Origin of the sequence: Trichocoleus sp. FACHB-90, assembly GCF_014695505.1 — a bacterium.
GTDB lineage: Bacteria > Cyanobacteriota > Cyanobacteriia > Cyanobacteriales > FACHB-T130 > Funiculus > Funiculus sociatus.
In genome coordinates this window covers 106,190-124,882 of record NZ_JACJOK010000058.1, presented here as the reverse complement: position 1 = coordinate 124,882, position 18,693 = coordinate 106,190, and the positions used below count along the sequence as shown (strand labels likewise).

17 protein-coding genes are annotated in these 18,693 nt (G+C 47.1%); 8 read left to right on the top strand and 9 right to left on the bottom strand.

Going from position 1 to position 18,693, the window contains the following annotated elements; translation table 11 throughout:
- The first annotated feature begins 171 nt into the window (after window positions 1–171).
- Entirely contained in the window at window positions 172–333 is a 162-nt protein-coding gene (locus H6F74_RS17355; protein ID WP_190443288.1) for a hypothetical protein, read from the top strand.
- 64 nt (window positions 334–397) lie between these two features.
- Here H6F74_RS17355 and trmFO read toward each other — a convergent pair whose 3' ends face one another.
- The 5 genes from trmFO to ctpA form a co-directional block, all read right to left on the bottom strand.
- Window positions 398–1,744, bottom strand: a complete 1,347-nt coding sequence (gene trmFO, locus H6F74_RS17350) for an FADH(2)-oxidizing methylenetetrahydrofolate--tRNA-(uracil(54)-C(5))-methyltransferase TrmFO (protein WP_190443287.1) — start codon at window positions 1,742–1,744, stop codon at window positions 398–400.
- A gap of 122 nt (window positions 1,745–1,866) precedes the next feature.
- Entirely contained in the window at window positions 1,867–3,372 is a 1,506-nt protein-coding gene (locus tag H6F74_RS17345) for a site-2 protease family protein (protein ID WP_190443286.1), read from the bottom strand.
- A gap of 150 nt (window positions 3,373–3,522) precedes the next feature.
- The gene (locus H6F74_RS17340) at window positions 3,523–3,759 is read right to left on the bottom strand and encodes a hypothetical protein (protein WP_190443284.1); all 237 of its coding nucleotides are present in this window, start codon (window positions 3,757–3,759) and stop codon (window positions 3,523–3,525) included.
- A gap of 4 nt (window positions 3,760–3,763) precedes the next feature.
- Window positions 3,764–6,658: an ATP-binding protein gene (locus H6F74_RS31095; protein WP_190443282.1), complete on the bottom strand. Its 2,895-nt coding sequence runs from the start codon at window positions 6,656–6,658 to the stop codon at window positions 3,764–3,766.
- A 396-nt stretch (window positions 6,659–7,054) separates the two neighbouring features.
- Complete coding sequence (gene ctpA / locus H6F74_RS17330) at window positions 7,055–8,290, bottom strand: carboxyl-terminal processing protease CtpA (protein ID WP_190443274.1); 1,236 nt, start codon at window positions 8,288–8,290, stop codon at window positions 7,055–7,057.
- 184 nt (window positions 8,291–8,474) lie between these two features.
- Here ctpA and petB point away from each other — a divergent pair, with 184 nt between their 5' ends.
- The 3 genes from petB (at window position 8,475) to H6F74_RS17315 (ending at window position 11,183) form a co-directional block, all read left to right on the top strand.
- Window positions 8,475–9,143 (top strand): cytochrome b6, encoded by a 669-nt coding sequence (gene petB, locus H6F74_RS17325; protein ID WP_190420582.1) that lies wholly within the window; start codon window positions 8,475–8,477, stop codon window positions 9,141–9,143.
- A gap of 98 nt (window positions 9,144–9,241) precedes the next feature.
- A complete protein-coding gene (gene petD / locus H6F74_RS17320) occupies window positions 9,242–9,724 on the top strand; it encodes a cytochrome b6-f complex subunit IV (protein WP_190420580.1) in 483 nt (160 codons plus the stop codon).
- Window positions 9,725–10,001: 277 nt separating this feature from the next.
- The gene (locus H6F74_RS17315; RefSeq protein ID WP_190443420.1) at window positions 10,002–11,183 is read left to right on the top strand and encodes a glycosyltransferase; all 1,182 of its coding nucleotides are present in this window, start codon (window positions 10,002–10,004) and stop codon (window positions 11,181–11,183) included.
- 147 nt (window positions 11,184–11,330) lie between these two features.
- Here H6F74_RS17315 and H6F74_RS30090 read toward each other — a convergent pair whose 3' ends face one another.
- Window positions 11,331–13,364, bottom strand: a complete 2,034-nt coding sequence (locus H6F74_RS30090; RefSeq protein ID WP_190443266.1) for an S-layer homology domain-containing protein — start codon at window positions 13,362–13,364, stop codon at window positions 11,331–11,333.
- Between the two features lie 130 nt (window positions 13,365–13,494).
- Between H6F74_RS30090 and H6F74_RS17305 the strand changes: the two genes are divergently transcribed.
- From H6F74_RS17305 to H6F74_RS17290, 4 genes are all read left to right on the top strand, one after another.
- Entirely contained in the window at window positions 13,495–14,394 is a 900-nt protein-coding gene (locus tag H6F74_RS17305) for an alpha/beta fold hydrolase (RefSeq protein WP_190443265.1), read from the top strand.
- Between the two features lie 155 nt (window positions 14,395–14,549).
- The gene (locus tag H6F74_RS17300) at window positions 14,550–14,810 is read left to right on the top strand and encodes a hypothetical protein (RefSeq protein ID WP_199301328.1); all 261 of its coding nucleotides are present in this window, start codon (window positions 14,550–14,552) and stop codon (window positions 14,808–14,810) included.
- Window positions 14,811–14,926: 116 nt separating this feature from the next.
- Window positions 14,927–15,712 carry a DUF3891 family protein gene (locus H6F74_RS17295; protein WP_190443263.1) on the top strand — a complete coding sequence of 262 codons (786 nt, stop codon included), beginning with the start codon at window positions 14,927–14,929 and terminating at the stop codon, window positions 15,710–15,712.
- Window positions 15,713–16,007: 295 nt separating this feature from the next.
- Entirely contained in the window at window positions 16,008–16,541 is a 534-nt protein-coding gene (locus H6F74_RS17290; protein WP_190443261.1) for a hypothetical protein, read from the top strand.
- Between the two features lie 103 nt (window positions 16,542–16,644).
- Here the strand turns inward: H6F74_RS17290 and H6F74_RS17285 are convergent, their stop codons facing one another.
- The 3 genes from H6F74_RS17285 to H6F74_RS17275 all read right to left on the bottom strand — a co-directional run bounded on the left by H6F74_RS17285 (window position 16,645) and on the right by H6F74_RS17275 (window position 18,590).
- Window positions 16,645–17,838, bottom strand: a complete 1,194-nt coding sequence (locus H6F74_RS17285) for a glycosyltransferase (protein WP_190443259.1) — start codon at window positions 17,836–17,838, stop codon at window positions 16,645–16,647.
- A gap of 87 nt (window positions 17,839–17,925) precedes the next feature.
- Window positions 17,926–18,348: a PIN domain-containing protein gene (locus H6F74_RS17280; RefSeq protein ID WP_190443251.1), complete on the bottom strand. Its 423-nt coding sequence runs from the start codon at window positions 18,346–18,348 to the stop codon at window positions 17,926–17,928.
- Entirely contained in the window at window positions 18,345–18,590 is a 246-nt protein-coding gene (locus H6F74_RS17275) for a hypothetical protein (RefSeq protein ID WP_190443249.1), read from the bottom strand. Before H6F74_RS17275 ends, H6F74_RS17280 begins: the two co-directional genes overlap by 4 nt.
- Between the last annotated feature and the right edge of the window lie 103 nt (window positions 18,591–18,693).

Genomic DNA, 18,693 nt, shown 5'->3' with positions numbered 1-18,693 from the left:
CATTATATAAATATACCACAAATTACTATTTTTACAAACTGCATAACGAAATAAAAAACTTAAAACTGTTAGGTATCTTTGTACACCGTTTTTTGATAGCCCTAAAGTTAGATGAAGTTTTTTGCAGTTAAAGCAAACTAGGTAATAAATAAGTATAAGCGATTAACAACAATGAACACTGACAAAACAACGAATTCCCAAAATCCTGTAGGTGAAAGTAAAAAGGATCTCAATCAAAAAACATCTAAGCAATTTGTCATCAGCACTACGATTGGAGTTTTAACAATTCTGATTTTGGCTGTAAGTTATTATTACGGACTCATCGGCTATTAATATGCTCAGAGAAGACTCTTAAATGCAAATCTCTCGTTCCCAGCATCTGACTGGGAACGAGAAATTAACCTATGGCAGACTTCCAACTAGCGAGATCGGCAAAAGCGCGATCGCGATAAGCGCCATATCGCTCCTGCTTATTGCGAATCCTAACAGGCAATTCCGGCAAAATGCCAAAATTGGGCGGCATCGGCTGAAAATGCTTTGGTGAAGCCGAACTAATAAACTCAAACAACGCCCCCATCATCGTCGTAGCTGGTAGCGTCAGCGGTTCTTTACCCAAAGCAATTCGCGCCGCATTCGTCCCCGCCAGCCAACCGCCAGCAGCCGCCGCCGTGTAACCCTCAGTTCCCACCAACTGCCCTGCTGCAAGCAACGTAGGACGGTTGTGAAATTGCAAAGAAGGCTTTAACAACTGCGGCGCATTAATAAACGTGTTACGGTGCATCACGCCCAACCGCACAAACTCCGCATTTTCCAAGCCTGGAATCAACCCAAACACCCGTTTCTGCTCACCCCAGCGCAAATTTGTCTGAAATCCTACCATATTCCAGAGTTGCCCCGCCTTATCTTCTTGGCGCAACTGTATCACCGCATAAGGACGTTGCGACTGATTTTCTGGGGCGCGGAAATCACCTTTGCGGGCATCAAACAATCCCACAGGCTTCAGAGGGCCATAGCGCATGGTATCTTCTCCCCGTTGCGCCAGTTCTTCAATTGGCAGACAAGCCTCAAAAAACTTTGCCGTCTCCCGTTCAAAGTCTTTCAATTCCGTCTGTTCAGCCTTGCAGAGTTCCTCCCGGAAATGTAGATACTGCTCCTTATTCATCGGGCAATTGAGATAAGCAGCGTCCCCCTTGTCGTAGCGAGAAGCGAGGAAAGCAATGTCACGATTAATCGATTCTCCCACCACAATCGGGCTGGCGGCATCGAAAAAACTCATGTATTCCATCCCCGTGAAGCGTTGCAAATCTGCCGCCAAATCGGGAGAAGTTAGAGGGCCAGTAGTGAGAACTGTAATGCCTTCTGTCGGGATTTGCGGCAATTCGCCGCGCCGCAACTCTAAATTAGGGTGAGAAGCGAGAGTTTCTGTTAGTTCGCTGCTAAATTTTCCCCGGTCAACCGCTAAAGCACCACCAGCAGGAACGGCGTGTTCGTCAGCTTTGCCAATGATAATTGAGTTGAGGCGACGCAGTTCTTCGTGTAAAAGACCAGCGGCGCGATCGCTTGACATTGCCCCAAACGAATTACTACACACCAGTTCCGCCAAATGTTCTGAGTGATGGGCAGGACTAAACCGCTTGGGGCGCATTTCGTGCAGCACTACAGGCAACCCAGCATTGGCAATTTGCCACGCTGCTTCCGTCCCCGCTAAACCGCCGCCTATAACTTGAATTGGTTGTTGTTCCATCTAAATCTTTCCATCCCTAGTGCGGATTTTCTTTTAACGCAAAGGTGTACGCAAAGGAACGCAAAGAAATCCTTAGCGAATTGCCTTAAAAAACCAAATTAACTGGCAGCACTCGCCGCGTTTTAAATATTTAACCATTGAGTAATAGTCCCAGGCACTGGCAAAAGAATGCTGACTAAAAGTGCTAATGCCAGCAATCCCCCAAAATCTCGCTTGCTGTCGAGTTCGCTGACATCATTCAGCGCTGGTTCATCAGCTACAGGCATCAAGAATAAGAAAATTGCCCAGATAAACAAATCCGTCTGAACCAAAGACAATCCCAGCATCAGCAGCCTGGTAACTTGACCAATAGTAGCGCCAGTTCGTTGCCCAAACATAGCATGGACAATGTGACCGCCATCGAGATGTCCCACAGGCATCAACTTAAATGCCGTCCACACAAAACCAATGTAAGCCGCCACTCCTACCGGATGCAGCTTGATTGCCATATTCGACGTTAATTCAGTTCCCAGCGCCAATTTACTCAGCACGGTTAAAAACAGAGAAAACCGGGGATTGAGGGAAGTGAAGTTTAAAATATTCGATTGGTCAGACAGGGGAACTACCGCAGAATGAGCTAATCCCCACCACAATAGCGGTAACGTTACCACAAAGCCAGCTAGGGCGCTGGCAATGCCCACGTCAAATAATGCTTTCCGGTTGGGTATAGGCGATCGCCTTTGAATAAACGCCCCAAATGTCCCCAGGAAAAACGGCACGGGAATAAAGTAAGGCAGTGTGGTGCGAATTTTGTAATATTGGGCTGTCAGGTAATGACTTATTTCGTGGATGCCCAAAATTCCTATTAACGCTACAGCATAGGGCCATCCTGCTAGTAACAAAGCTGGGTTTGATTGCAATTGTGAGTTAGAAACGCCTGCAATCTCCACCCCAACTAAAGTCGTGGTAAGCAAGGTAACGACCAGCAACGCCAAAGCTAAAACTGGTCGCTTTAAGGGTTCGGTGTTCTGTCGCGTCTCTGGATGTGCTTGGGGATTGGGAACTAGAGCAAAAAACGGATCTTTGTTCAAACCTTCTTGAAAGACAACGAAGAAGCGATCGCTAAATAAATTCTCAATATTCTCCCTAATTGTCTTGTAAGCCACCTCCGGGTTAGAGCGTAACTTACCCCGACAAATCACCGCTTGCGGTCGATAATCAATGTTCTGGAGGTAGTAAATCGACCAGGGAAAGCAATTTCGGAGATTAGTTTCTTCTGTTTTATCGATGGGACGATAGCTACTAACCGGCACGGGAGGCACAACAGCCTTTGCCTCAGTTGGATTCTGACTCTGGTTTGTTGCCGTCATCTCTTGCGTTTTTGTCGAAGGTGTGTTATTTTCCCTGCGACCCATCTGAATCAACACCCAGTACAATAACGGGCAGACGACGAACGGAGCAAATTGCAAGGCTGGAGGCATTTGCGTGTCTTGACCGTTGACCAAAATCCAGCCAGTCCAAATCAGTGCAGGAGTCATCATCACCAGCCACAATAGCCAGACTGGCGTTCGAGTGATGCTGGCAACACTTCTCTTCACGAGCAAGTAAGTAAATAGACCCAGTAAGATTAGGAGCAACCAGAGTTCCATGATATAAATCTGAATTGGTCTACAGGAGAATTAACGAGAGCAGCTTAAGCTTGTTAGCTGCTCTAATCACTGGCAAAATACAACCAGATTCTCCAGAATACAGCGCTTTCCTTCCCGCCTCACAGCTTCTGGCAGAACACTCTGGGGCTATTAAATAACCTCTCGATGTCCTTGATGCCATTTAGACTTTTCCACCCAATCTAGATAGATTGAGTGCCACACCCTATATTCCATTGTAGAAAACCCAGGCAATATCCTGAACGATTGTTTTAGAATCAGTTGTCCGTGGTTTTTCTCTCCCAATCCCCAATTCCCAATTCCCAATTCCCAATCCCCAATCCCCAATTCCCAATCCCCAATTCCCAATCCCCACTTCCCAATCCCCAATCCCTCAATCTAAATTCTGCGCTTGCAGATAAACTGTGAACACTGTACCGACACCCTCTTGAGAATTAAACTCAATCGTACCGCCGTGCATCTCCACTAGCTGGCGAGTCAAAGCCAACCCCAAGCCAGTACCCTCGTGCTGCCGATTTAGAGAACTATCAATTTGTTGAAACGCCTCAAACAAAAGATGCTGCTTATCTAGAGGAATCCCAATTCCTGTATCGGATACCTCAATCATCACCTTGTCCTCGGTATACCCGATTCGCAGCCATACCTCACCCCCAGGCGGTGTGAACTTGACTGCATTTGAGAGCAGATTCAGCAAAATTTGCTTCACCCGCCGTTCATCACCACAAAACTCGTCGCCTTGAGGCAACCCAGTAAAATCTTCCATCAAGCTCACTTGTTGAGCTTGAGCTTTTTCTTGCAACAGTGCCAAGCATTCATTACCCACCCGCAGCAGAGAAAATTGACTTAGCGATAAAGATGCCTTACCTGCTTCAATCTTAGACACATCGAGAATATCGTTGATTAGCTGCAACAGATGCTGTCCGCTACTATGAATAATGTTGAGATATTCTGTCTGTTTAACGTTCAGTTCGCCAAAGTACCGCTGCATTAAAGCTGAAGACATACCAATCACAGACGTAAGCGGTGTCCGCAATTCATGGCTCATCGTTGCCAAAAACTCGGTTTTTGCCTGAGAAGCAGCATGAGCCGCGGTTAAGGCATCTTGCAGCTGCTCAGTGCGTTCGGATAAAGCTTGCTTTGTTTTAAGTAGCTCGGTAATGTCGCGGGAAGTTCCTAAGCAAGCATAAACTTCGCCATTAGGGTGTTTTAGCGGCACTCGGAAAGTATCAAAGTGGTGAGTTCCGTCTGCGAAAATCAACGTTTCCTGCTCGTGTAGCGTTTCTCCAGATTCAAATACCCGCAGATTTTGTTTGGCAAAAGAATTGGCAACTAGCAGCGGGAAGCATTCGATTATAGACCGTCCCTGAACTGAGTAACGGTTATCAAAGCCAATCGCTTTGGCAAAAGCATGGTTGCAAAAGCGCAGACGCATACCTTCGCGCTCTACCACAAAAATGTAATCTGGGTGAGCGTCAAAAAAACTTTCAAGCTCGGCGGTGCGCTCTTGTACTTGGACTTCTAAAGTTTGGTTTTGCTCTTGAATTTTTTGGTAGAGTGTCGCTTGGTAGATAGCGATCGCCAGCTGATCGGCAACTGTAGTGACAAACCGTAACTCCGACTCGTGCCAGTAGCGGGGATACTTATCCTGACAGAAGTTGAGGAAACCCCAGATAGAGCCACTGCGGTGAATCGGCACCATTAGCCACGCTCCGGGATATTTTACTGCCAACGAGCGATTAATCGGGTCATCTACTGTGCGCGTATCGCTCACCTGAACCATCTGCAAATTCCGCAGCGCTCTGGAATAAGGGTTATTTTGATCGGGAATTATCAGGTTCATGGCTGTGGGAACATCACAATGAGCGCGATACTCCACGAGCGGCTTCCAACAATGCTGATCTTCTACATATTGAAAAATTGAACATCGATCTGCCACCAGGAGATGTCCCAATTCCAACGTTACCGTCTGAAAAATATGAGACACGTCTAGAGAAGCACGGATCTGGGCAACCAGTCGATTTAGCAGCGCTGTATATGTAATCCGTTCCTCGGCTTGCTGATAAAGATTTGACAGATCGTGCGCTCTGTGCATCAGATGGAGTGTCAGATGAAGTAATTGCCGCTCCCAAGGTTGCCAATCTCGCTGTTCATCCCATTGCTCAACCACCAGCAAACCAACGACTACAGACGTGCCATTTAGAGGCGCGAGATTTTGCATCTCTAGATTCTGGTTCGGGTGTGTATGCAGCCATGTTAGAAAGGCAGATTGGGCTGCTCTGGCGCTAAGGTTTTGCTCAAGGTACGAGTCCATAGCCGATCGCTCTATCGCCCAAGGATTAGATTGATGGTGTTGTAAAAGACACTGTTCAACCTTCTCCCAGTCGGGATAATGGTTTTGCCGCGAAGCAACGGGGATAGATGGAGCGTGAGCGATCGCACCCCAGATGACGCGCTCATCTTTGGGGCTATAGAACCCCATTAAACACCGACTGACTCCTAAATTCTCCTGAATTAATGCTGCCGAACCCTGCAAAATCGGCTGGACTCCTTGAGTTGTCCAGCTAACGCGCAGCAATTCGTGCAGTAACTTTTCTTGCTGTAACCATTGCTGCTGTTGCGAAGCTGTTGATTGGGGATTGGGGATTGGGGATTGGGGATTGGGGATTGGGGATTGGGGATTGGGGATTGGGGATTGGAGAATTCTTGCTCTCCCCTGAACCCCTGAACCCCTTCTCCCACTCTCCCCCTGTAATTGTGTGGTAGAGAGCGCACTTACCAGCATTGAGGTAAATTCGCTTTGTGCTTCTGGTAGATTGGGTTGAGGATGCCAAGATGCGATCGCTTGCTCAAATATCTGCTTTGTTTCTGGTGTTAAGACCAGACCGCTTTGGATTTGGGTGCAAATTTTGGCAACAATTGCTGGATCGAACACAAAGGACAACTCATAACAGTTAGCGCCCCCTGGTGAGTCTTCGGCTGCTTTGTAGGCTGAACATAGCACGTTGAAGCGATCGCCCATTCCCAAAATCGCCACAGATGGCAGGGAAAGGGCATTTTCAATTATTATCTCCCCCAGTTCGACAGAGCAAGGGAAGCAGCAGCGTAGTGCAGCGTTCTCCCCCACCCTACTTACTGACTTCTGGGTCGCCAGTGTCAAATAACAGTTGTGTTGAGACAAATCCGGCAAATCGTGGGGAGTATTTGATACCAAATCCGGACAAAGGTCGTCAAAAGTGAAATCTGACTCGCCAGGTTTGATGAGTAACACTCTAGAATTTTGCTCTGAAGCCAAAAACTTTAGCAGTGAATGAGCAACAGACAAAACAGATAACCGACTGATAGAGTATCTAGGATTATTTTGCAGAAAAACCATGAGCGTGAGCGTTGGGGAAAGGCGGTAAAAACACTCACCAGTTTTGGTGATTGGGCATTAGAAATTCAGTAACCGACAGGTCGCCGCATCGCAGTTCTTAACCCTCTCAAGTTTAGATTTTTCAACACTCTATTTATCGTCAAGCCTCTTGATTTATTCCCAATTTACGCTGGTCTTTTAATACAGAGTATTAAAAACTAAGAACTGAGTAAAATCTTGTCACTTTGTAGCTAATTTTTGGGATTACGAGAAATCCCGTTAGTTACTCAGTTTTCATATCTTAGTTGTAAATCAGGCAGCACCAGCAACTACGGTTTTAGCGGTTAACACCTCCAATGCGTCTTGATATTGGCGATCTGCCTGTGTACCAATCTGTTCAATAGTAATTGGCTCATTTGGCACTATTCGGTCTGGCGTGATCCCCAATTTATGAATATCGTGGTGGTTTGGTGTTTCGTACTTGGCAACTGTCACCGCCAGTCCGGAGCCATCGGGAAGGTCAAACAAAGATTGAATTAAGCCTTTACCAAAGGTTTTATCACCCACCAGTTGAGCGCGACCATTGTCTTGTAGCGCCCCTGCCAAAATTTCGCTGGCACTAGCTGTTCCCTGATTAACTAAAACTACCAGCGGAGCGCGAGTTAGTGCTGGTTGATTGGCATCAAAACTGCCTAAGATTCCTTGTCGGTTTACTGTATATACAATTGTGCCTTCATCTAACCAGAAACGGGCAATCTCAATTCCTGCTTGCAACAGTCCGCCGGGATTATTTCTGAGATCGAGAATGTAGGCTTGTGCGCCTTGTTTTTCTAGTTTGGCGACAGCATTAGCTAGCTCGATTGGAGCGTTGGCGCTAAACTGAGAGAGGCGAATGTAACCTACTGGTATCTCGGAATTGCGAGAATCTAATGCTGCATAAACTGGGTTGAGGGCAATGCGATCGCGTACCAGCTTGATTTCTTTTGGCGTTTCCGCTTCGTGTTGCACCAAAACGGTAACGCTGGTGCCTGCTCTTCCGCGCATCCGGGCAGCAGCTTCGTCGAGAGTCAGTTCGGCGCTTGACACGCCATCAATTTCCAGAATGCGATCGCGCGATCTGATTCCGGCTTTTTGCGCTGGCGAACCGTCTAACGGTGCCACCACTTGCAACTGCTTCGTCTCAGAATCCAGGGCAATTTGCAGTCCCACACCCTGAAGCTCTCCAGAAGTATTCACTTGTAAACTTTTGTATTGGTCTGGTTTCAGGAACCGCGTGAACGGATCGTCCAGAATCCCAACCATTTTCTGAATTGCCGTATAAGTTTCTTCACGATTCGACAGCGGCTGCTTGAGAGCTTTTTGCCGCGCCAACCACCAATTTTGATGATTAAAAGTATCATCCACATAGGCGTTATTGACAATGCGCCATGCTTCGTTCAGGATCTGCTGTTCCTGCGTCAAAGCCGAAGCAGGCGCACTCAACCAACTAAAGGCAACGATAGTTTGTATGATCAGTACAAATAGAACCCGAAAAACTCGATTGTGCATAACACTCTAATCTCCCTTTCGGGCTATGTTACATTTTTTGTAGAGGCTACGCCTAGACAACCCGCAAGCGCTGCCTTTAAACTAGCCTCATCGAAACTGAAAGCCCCCCCCAAAGAGCGGCACACTGTCTCATAGGCTTCAATCGTGTCAAAAACAAGAATAAATTTTTAGGAACTCTGGCTTCATGTTTTCTAAGCAGGTAACTGATTCAAAAGCATACAACTGGTTTGAGGAACGCCTAGAGATACAGGCGCTTGCCGAAGACGTCACCAGCAAGTATGTACCTCCCCACGTTAATATTTTCTACTGCCTGGGTGGGATTACTTTAACTTGCTTTTTGATCCAGTTTGCCACTGGATTCGCGATGACGTTTTACTACAAGCCAACCGTCACCGAAGCTTTCTCCTCAGTACAGTATTTGATGACGGATGTCAACTTCGGTTGGCTGATCCGCTCCATCCACCGCTGGTCTGCCAGCATGATGGTGCTGATGATGATTCTGCACAGCTTCCGGGTGTACCTCACCGGTGGTTTCAAAAAGCCCCGTGAGCTGACCTGGGTGACAGGTGTAATTCTCGCCGTTATCACCGTTTCCTTTGGTGTTACAGGTTACTCCCTGCCTTGGGATCAGATTGGTTATTGGGCGGTTAAGATTGTCTCCGGCGTTCCAGCTGCTATCCCCATTGTCGGCGATCAAATCGTTGAGCTAATGCGCGGTAGTGAAAGTGTTGGTCAAGCCACTCTGACTCGCTTCTACAGCCTGCACACCTTTGTGTTGCCTTGGCTGATTGCAGTCTTCATGCTGCTACACTTCTTGATGATTCGTAAGCAGGGCATTTCGGGTCCTTTGTAAATAGTGAAAAATGGCTAATGGTTAATAGCCATTAGCTAAAAATCACTAAAAATCTCCAAACAAACCGTTAACAACTCATTAGGAGAACACTTCAAAAAATGGGAACTCTAAAAAAGCCGAATCTGGCAGATCCAGAATTACGTGCAAAACTTGCCAAAGGCATGGGTCACAACTACTATGGTGAACCTGCTTGGCCTAACGACCTACTCTACATCTTCCCCGTGGTGATTATGGGGACAATCGCTCTTTGTACCGGGTTAGCTGTGCTAGACCCCGCGATGGTTGGCGAACCAGCAAATCCCTTCGCTACCCCTCTGGAAATTCTTCCAGAATGGTACTTATGGCCTGTTTTCCAAATCCTGCGGATTCTACCCAGCAAACTGTTGGGTATCGCCAGCATGACCGCTATTCCTTTGGCGTTGACTCTGATTCCCTTTATTGAGAACGTCAACAAGTTCCAAAATCCCTTCCGTCGTCCAGTCGCTACAACGGTTTTCCTCTTTGGAACCGTTGTTACCATCTGGCTTGGTATCGGTGCTACTTTCCCAATTGACAAATCTCTGACCCTTGGTCTTTTCTAAAACGGTCATTTTTGCGATTTAACGCCTGTGAGAGTTTCTTCAGCAGTTCTACGGTGCAGCTAGGAAACTTTTACAGGCGTTAATTACGAAATAGTGATGATAAATATTTCCTATTGGTAGTCTTAACAGAAAGCGCTACTTAAACTTAACTGGGAACCGCAATCAGCTTTGAAAGTCTTTTGAAGAAGATGGTTTTTAAGGACTTGAAACATTGACCAACCATTCCAGTGCCTCTACCCCAACAGAAATAGAACTCCTAACATCCTGGGATACTGAAGTGGGAGAAAATACAGATTTTGCTGAGAAACTTAAGCCAGCCGCCAACCATGCTTTCATTTTTCTGAGTGTTTTTGATTGCGAAGGTGGCATTCAATCTTATGTCAAGGACATTTTGAAGTCCTATCTCTCGTTGAGACAAGCTAGGGGGGAGGTATTTTTGCTGAGAGATGGTTCTGGATGCCCAAATTCGTTTGAAGGTAAGAACCTGAAATTTCATTATTTTAAAGGTAAAACTCGTCAGTTAGAGCGATTGCTACTGGCAAGCGCATTTTTAAAGTATTTATTACTAAAACGCCCTCAGCACGTTTTTTGCGGTCACATTAATTTGGCACCACTGGTTAGATTCTTCTGTCAGCCGCTAGGGATTCCCTACACGGTGCTTACTTACGGAAAAGAGTTTTGGGAACCTTTAGGCATAAGCGATCGCACGGCTTTGGCGCAGGCATCGGGGATATGGACAATCAGTCGTTATAGCCGCGATCGCGCCTGTGCTGTGAATAACCTCGACCCCCACAAAGTGCAGATGTTACCCTGTGCGGTTGATGGAAATTACTTTACCCCAGGGCCGAAACCGCAGAAATTGATCGAAAGGTATAATCTTGCTGGTGCCAAGGTATTGATGACTGTGGCGCGGCTGTGGTCAGGCGATATCTACAAAGGCGTGGATGTGACAATTCGGGCAATTCCAGCGATCGCTCAAGTATTCCCAGAGGTAAAATACCTGGTGATTGGTCGCGGCGACGATCAACCCAGACTCGCCCAGCTTGCCAAAGATTTAGGAGTTGCTGACCGAGTTGTATTTGCCGGGTTTGTCCCCACAGAAGACTTGGTAGACCATTACCGCGTTGCTGATGCTTATATCATGCCTTCCCAAGAAGGCTTCGGCATTGTCTACCTAGAGGCGATGGCGTGTGGTATCCCGGTTCTATCTGGTGACGACGATGGTTCCGCTGACCCTCTACAGGATGGACGCTTTGGCTGGCGCGTCCCTCACCGCAACCCGGAAGCCGTTGCAGCTGCTTGTATTGAAATTCTTCAGGGAGCAGATCGGCGCTGTGATGGTGAGTGGTTGCGAGAACAAAGCCTTGCTTTGTTTAGCAAGGAAGCTCTTGCGGTGCAGTTAAAACAGTTGATTGAAGGAACCGCAGAGGCGCAGAGAGCGCAGAGGAAAGTATTGTAGGGGGAGTTACCCCTGTGCGCGGGCAAGCCGCGCACAGGGGCGTAGCGTTTGAGGAACCTCAGCCAGCGGTAGATCCGCCTCCCCTCTCCGCTTGCGAGGAGGAGTAGGGGGTGGGGTTCTTTTGTTATCGGCTAGACAAACTTGATATTATTTGCCTTGACGACCTGGATTTCCAGGTGCTGCTCCTGCTCCTTCGTCGTTACTTGGTTGGTTCCGATTTGAGTTGCCTGGGTCGCAACCCTCTGGGCCATTACCTACGCCTTGGTTACAATTTTGACGCTGGTTAGTGCGATCGCGATCATCTACCTGACGGTTGTCACCAGGGGTTTGTTCTACCTCGCGGACTTGAGTCGGCTGAGGTTTCGCTTCTTCTCCTACCACGTAGGGTGAGGTGATGTTGGTAGCTTTGCCACTGCTGACTAAGGCTTGGTAGAGGAAAGCCGAGACATCTGCACGAGTTGCTACTTCATTGGGTTTGAGTAACTTGATGTCGGGATAGTTCACTACCAGACCGCGTTCAGTAGCTGCGGCAATCAAACTGCGATCGCTACTAGGAATAGTAGAGGCATCGCTGTAAACTTGCAGCAGGGTTTCGGTAGTGGTGGTGGCAGAAGAGTAATTCATTCCCTTTGCCAAGGCTACTAAGATGTCAAGACGAGAAAGATTTTGCGTGGGGTTGAACTGGTTGCCGGAAGCGCCCAAAAAGCCCATTTCATAAGCTTCTCGGATGGCAGTATATGCCCAATAGTTTGAGGAAACATCTCTGAAAGCGATCGCATTCCTGACTTTAGTCTTCTCAAACGCCTTCCGAATCATCGCCGCAAACTGGGCGCGAGTCACCGGCTGATCTGGACGGAAACGACCATCAGGGAAGCCTTCGATAATCTCCAAGGATGCCAACTCGGCAATAAAACCTTTTGCCCAATGTCCCTGCGGCACATCCACAAAACTCGTCTGAACAGTTTGAGCCGCCGCCGCCACCTGTTGATATTTGGAAAGCAGTTGGCTAACTTGGTAGATGGCGTTACCAGCGCCTACGTCCACCACTTGCACCAGCTTACCAGGTACAGATGTCAAAACCGCCGCTAAGGTTGAGCTGTAAGCGCTCATCGTCTGGCTGGCGACTGCATATTCACCACTGGTAAAGGAAGTCGGGTAAACGTTGGTTGCAGCAGAGGCGGATACTCCGCTTAGCTGGAAAGAGCTGAGGTTAAGCTTCTCAACGCTACTGAGGAAAGTGACGCGCTCCTGGCTATTAATTTGAGTGTAGTAGTTGTAAACAGTGGTGCCGCTGTCAATATTGCCATCGGCGTTAGCATCAATCCCGTATACTGTCCGCACTACGCGCACTTGGGAAGGGTTCGGCGGCAGAATTAAGTTAACGGCGGCGTTCTCCGAGAGAAGTTCAAACTCGCTGTAACCAATCAGGCTGTTTTGTAAATTGTATAAGCGAACTACGACGCGATCGCCTGGTTTTACCCCTTGGACAAACTTAGCCTTTTGCTTGATTTTATACTTGAAGTCACCCAGATATTTTTCTTGGGTATAGCTATTGCTTTGTTTCTCCTTCAGCGAAACGCGAGCAATCACATCAGATAAAGTACCTGCTGGTTGCAGAACCGTGAGGCTAAATCCTGCTGACTCGCTGACTGCAACTGTAGACTGCTGTGTGCTTGTAGTGCGCTGCTCAGTAGTCGTTCGTTCTTCAGTCGTGGTTTGAGTCCTCAGCCGAGCAGTCAGAGTCTTGGTAGCCGCTTCATCCCACTTTACCAAAGAACCAGATTCATTAGCCCGATAAATCCAGAGGTCTTTTGTTTGGGCGTTGGCTACCAGTACCACCCAGCCGGGAACAGTAGCTTCAGTGCAAGCAACACCGGCGGTAGTGATACCTAAACAACCATTTGACCAAGTTTGCTTTGCCACCTGAAGGACGCGAAGGGCAGAATTTTCCACACCCGTCCGCTGGACAATATCTTTTAAAACCGCATCAGCAACAGGTTGCGGCAACTCAACAGCTTCTTCTTCTGCTGGGCTTACAGCAGGCTGCTGCACTAATATTTGTTCTCCAGACTTGCCAGCTTGTGTAATCTCAGAAGGTAAGGCACTTGCAGTAGTGGCAATACTAAGACTCGTAGCAGCTAATACCATGCTGCCTAAAAAAGCAAAGGAACTTCGATTCATCGCGCTGTTCTCACACCTGTATAAACCGTTAGAGTGACTGTGAATGCGGTTAGAATGTTCCCTGATTTCTCTTTTTTTAAGTCATAAAACACTAGGATAGAAAAAGAGTTTATAAATTTTAATAATTCTTGTGACTACGCAACAGATAACAACAACAAGCACGTTTGAAAAACTCAACTGGGCTTGGCAAGGCTACAAAATTCCGTACACAGTGATGGGAACTGGTCGTCCCTTGGTACTGATTCATGGCTTTGGAGCCTCTATTGGACACTGGCGGAAAAATATACCAGTGTTAGCCGCCGGAGGCTATCGGGTGTTTGCGCTGGATTTGCTGGGGTTCGGCGGTTCTGATAAGCCAGCGTTAGATTATACCTTGGAGTTGTGGGAATCACTGATAGAGGATTTCTGGACAACGCACATTCAGGAGCCAACTGTATTTGTGGGTAACTCCATCGGCGGACTACTGGCACTGATGATGGTGGCAAATCATCCAGAGATTTCTGCTGGTGGGATTTTGATTAACTGTGCGGGTGGTCTAAATCATCGTTCAGATGAGCTAAATTTACCCTTGCGGTTGGTGATGGGAACTTTTACTAAGCTGGTTAGTTCCAAAATTGTTGGGCCATTTTTGTTCAACCGCATCCGCCAGAAAGACCGCCTCCGTCGCACTCTCCGCCAGGTTTACAAAGACCCGGAAGCGATTACAGATGAACTGGTGGATATGCTTTACGATCCGTCTTGTGACACTGGCGCACAGCAGGTTTTCGCTTCAATTCTGACTGCACCCCCTGGCCCTAGTCCATCAGAGTTGTTGCCAAAAGTACAACACCCGTTGTTGGTACTCTGGGGAGAAAATGACCCTTGGACACCGATTAAAGCTGCTGAAATCTACAGAAAACTAGGTGAAACTGGTCAACCTGTTCAGGTTGTGGGCATTCCCAAGGCTGGTCACTGTCCCCATGATGAACGACCAGACATTGTGAATGAGTTGATTTTGGATTGGTTGGCGAAGTATAGCAATCCTATTTAAGTTGTGGAGTATTCGCCCTGGTGTAGTGACACGGCAGTGCCGTGTCACTACAGGGGTTCACGAATCATTTAGGATTGCTATATCAGTCTTAGTCAATTCTTTTGAAAACAGCTAAGAAAGAGCAGGGTAATTCTGAGATTCTGAGCAATTTATTTATGCCCCGAACTATGGCTTCTGGGATATATGCGATCGCGCACATTGGTTATCTGAAGCTCTACGCTGGCGATGCCAGTAATCTTCAGGTGACATGGCCTTTGTTACTGGCTCAACTTAATAGTGGCACTTATCCTAATGCCGCGTTGCAAGAGGTATGGAACCAACAAGGAGATAAGCGCCGCTTCACATTTCACACAAAGCAAGACATTGCAGGCGATAGGGAAATTGTGGGTATTGAGCAACTTGTTGACGATGCTTAATATGAGTGCTGAGTAGAAGATAGACTCTGTAGTGCAGGCAAGATGCCTGCACTACGCATGCTCTCAAATCAAACTCGTGACGAGTATAGTTAAGAAGGTGCGGTAGGAACTATTGAATGCTATATCGCAAAGATCCAGAGGGGCTTCTCGCGATCGCGCAACCTGCTCATGCGTGGGTTTCCGGTCAGTTGGCGCGCGCTTGGGGAAATGAATATTTTGGCAATTTGGCACCCAGAGAAGATGTCTGTATGGGTGCAGAACAACACGATATCGGCTGGTATTCGTGGGAAAAGATGCCCACCTTCAACCCCAAGACGGGTTTGCCGCACAGCTTCACGGAGTTGCCACGAAAGATACACATAGATATTTGGTCTGGGGCGGCAAGATTAGCGATCGCGCTGGGGAGATATCCAGCGCTTTTGGCTTCGCTGCACGGTACGCGCCTCTACGAGCATTACGATGCTACCCATGATTCGCCAGAAGATGCCCAGCTTGTGCAGAAGTTCCTTGTGGGCGAACAGGCTTTCCAAAAGGAATTAATTGCCACTCTCCGCAACGATCCTGATTACGCACCCTACACTACACCAGAAGTGATCGCCCGGAATCGGCAGTTAGTTGCAATATGGGATGGTCTGTCACTTATCCTGTGCATGAGGCTCTTAAAAGAGCGATTAGTTGAGAAGGTTCCCACCGCTAACGGGGAAACGACGCTGAAACTAACGCCCCTGGATGGCGATCCGACGCGAGTGAGCGTGAGTCCTTGGCCTTTTGCAAAAGAGACGGTGACGCTGGTTTGCGAGGGACGTTATTTGTCGGAAACATTTGCAGATGAGGAGACGATGCGGAACGCGATCGCGATCGCTCCTTGGGCGACAATCAAAACCCACCTCAGCCCAGCATGAAAAGGGCTGGGGGCTGGGGACTGGGTACTAGGGGCTGGGGACTAGGTACTAGGTACTAGGAACAAGGAACTGGGTAAGACTCCTTCCAATCCCCAATCCCCAATTCCCAATCCCCAATCCCCAATCCCCAATTCCTGCTTTCATAGTGCATCCAAACGTTTATGTTAAGTATTGTTGTAAAAACTTAAGATAGACGACTATTTTAATAACTTTTAGTATAAGTGAAGCAGGAAGGAAGGCGATTTTTGTCAAGACAGGGTGGTGAATTTTTTCAGTTATAGAGGCAATACCTGCTATGCAGAAATATCAACAAGAGCGTCAACTGGCAGAAGATAAAGCATCTACTGATCCTTCTATAGGGTTTAGCGAATTGAATAGCCAGGATGAGAATCAGCTTTTGCGAGAGCAGGTTGACACTTTAAAACTAGAGCTTAGTTACCAGAGTCAACAACTGCAACAGATACAGCAAGAGTTGAGTAATACAAACCACGATTTATGTACCGCACTTATGGCAGAGCGGCTAACGCTCGATGAAGCTAAGGAATTAGCTAAAGAAATTGTGATAACCCAAAAGCCTATTAGGGAATCTTTAGCCCAGCTGCTAAGTGCTATCTATATCGCTCCAGTCGAATCATGGGAGCTGGGGTGCGTACCAAAGCCGACTCTTGCTGATAATAGTCGGTTTAGCTCTGAGGCTAATAAGTTTAACGAGCGGTTTGAGGTGCTTAAGACCCGGTTAACTACATTTCAGGATCAGCTTACTAGGTTTAAGGCTAGGCGTGAGCAGCTGAGTGTTCAAATTAAGACTATTACTGAGACTAAGGAATAATTTGATAGCTGCTACATAAGTCCTAAAAAATTTTCTCGTTCCCAGCGCTATACATGGCGCTGGGAACGAGAATAAAAAGCCTAATGCTCCACTTGCCTTTTAATTAGCCAACCTTAAAACCCATTTCCAGCAGTCCTTGACGTAGCCTGTTTGCTTCTTCTGGGTTGTGTTGCTGGTGCAGCGCGATCGCTTGGCGAAATGCCTCTACACTCTCGATTACATTACCAATTTTCAACAACGCTACTCCCAGATTTTGGTAGGCTTCTGCATATTCTGGATTGAGTTTGGTGGCGTGCTGGTAAGACGCGATCGCATCCCGCAATTTTCCCATCGCCTTTAAACTCATCCCTAAATTGTAGTAACCTAAAGCCAATTTAGAGTCAATTTTCAAAACGGTTTGGTAAGCTTTTTCAGCGTTGGCAAAATCACCAGCAGCCATCAACAAATTACCCAAATTGTTATAAGCACCGAGTTTCAACTTTGGCAAAATTTGCTGTTGAATTGCCGCTTGATAATGTTTTGCCGCCTGAGTAGGATTGTCAAGACGAGTGTAAGCATTGCCTAAATGGTAGTGTAACTCGTACAAAACAGAAGCATCAATATCAGTTGATTTTAAACCTTGTTCTAGAAGTTCAATTCCCTTACTTGTGTCTCCAGTTTGGACGTAAAGCGCCCCCAGTTTGCTGCAATCGTAAGGATCATTGGGATGTGTTGCCAAAAAGCCTTCCATTGCCGCTTGCGCTCTGGCATATTTATTTAAAGATGCGATCGCTTCCGGTTGATAGCCATAGTGCAAAATTGCCACATCTGGCAAAGCGACAATCTGCCAATTTGGTTCTCGTTGCAACAATTCGCTAACGCTATCATCAACCATCGCATGATAAGGACGAGAAAAGCGAAGGTCTGGGTGATTGCGAAATAGACGCGAAACCAGAGAATACGGGGATTGCGACGCGCCGACTTCTTGGCGGATAAGATTGATAACCAGGTAGCGATCGCTTTCAATTGTCTGCTTTATCTGCGGTACAATTTCCGGAGTCAGCACCTCATCCGCATCCAAAACCAGAACCCAATCACCCTGCACATACTTCAGCGCTTCATTCCGCGCCGCCGCGAAATCATTACACCATTCAAAATAGTAAACTTTTGCCCCGAAACTTTTGGCAATTTCCACTGTTTTGTCAGTAGAACCAGTGTCTAAGACGACAATTTCATTTACCAAATCTTTAACACTACTGAGGCATCTAGGTAATGATGCCTCTTCATTTTTCACAATTATGCAGAAACTCAGCTTCATTTTGTACTATCCACTTTATTTAAGCGTTTTTGCCGTAGTGCCAATTTCTATTTGGTGCCAAAATTGACCTTTACCATAACAGCAGAATTATCTCAACTGCTCCAGTAACAATGCACGATAACCTGCTTGAAGAAAATGCTTATCAGCCGTCACGGCATCTGTTAAACCCTGCTCGTGCATCACAACAAATGAAATGCAGTCAGTAAGACCCCATGTTTTATCGGGACGAGCTTCGTAAAGCTCTAAGGCACGGGTTAAAAGTTGCGTGTCCACAGTGACAACGCGGATATTTGCTGTGTAGTAGCACTGTTGAATAAACCGAACAGCTGCGTCGCGGTTAACTGCACTTAGAGCATTACCAACTTCTGTCAGCACTGCCTCAGTTACCCATACCTCAGTAGCGGCTCGTACACGCGGCAGCAAGGCTATAGCTTGAGCATGGTACTGATCGCGGCGGTTGAGCAAAGCTTGGATAAAAACTGTATCTAGCAATATTCGCTCACCACTCATAGAGTAGTTTCTGCCTGACGTTTCGGAGTATTGTACAAATAATGGTCATGCTCACTAGCCCAGTCTGAGGGTGCTTCAACTGTTCCAGAGAAAGCCTCTAGCACATCCCAGGCATCGCCAGGGGCAACGGTTATAGCCTCCGTCTCAATGGTGATAACGTAGCGTTTGTTAGGTTCCAAGTCTAGCTGTGCATCTGGGCGTAGAATATGACCGTCAAATACAGCCGTCAATTTTTGGCTCATCGCCACACTCTCCATAAATGGGCAAACAAAATTTATCTTAAGACGACTCTGTCGCGATCGCTATGTTGAACTAAGACAGGAATCGTGAGGATGACTTTAGTTA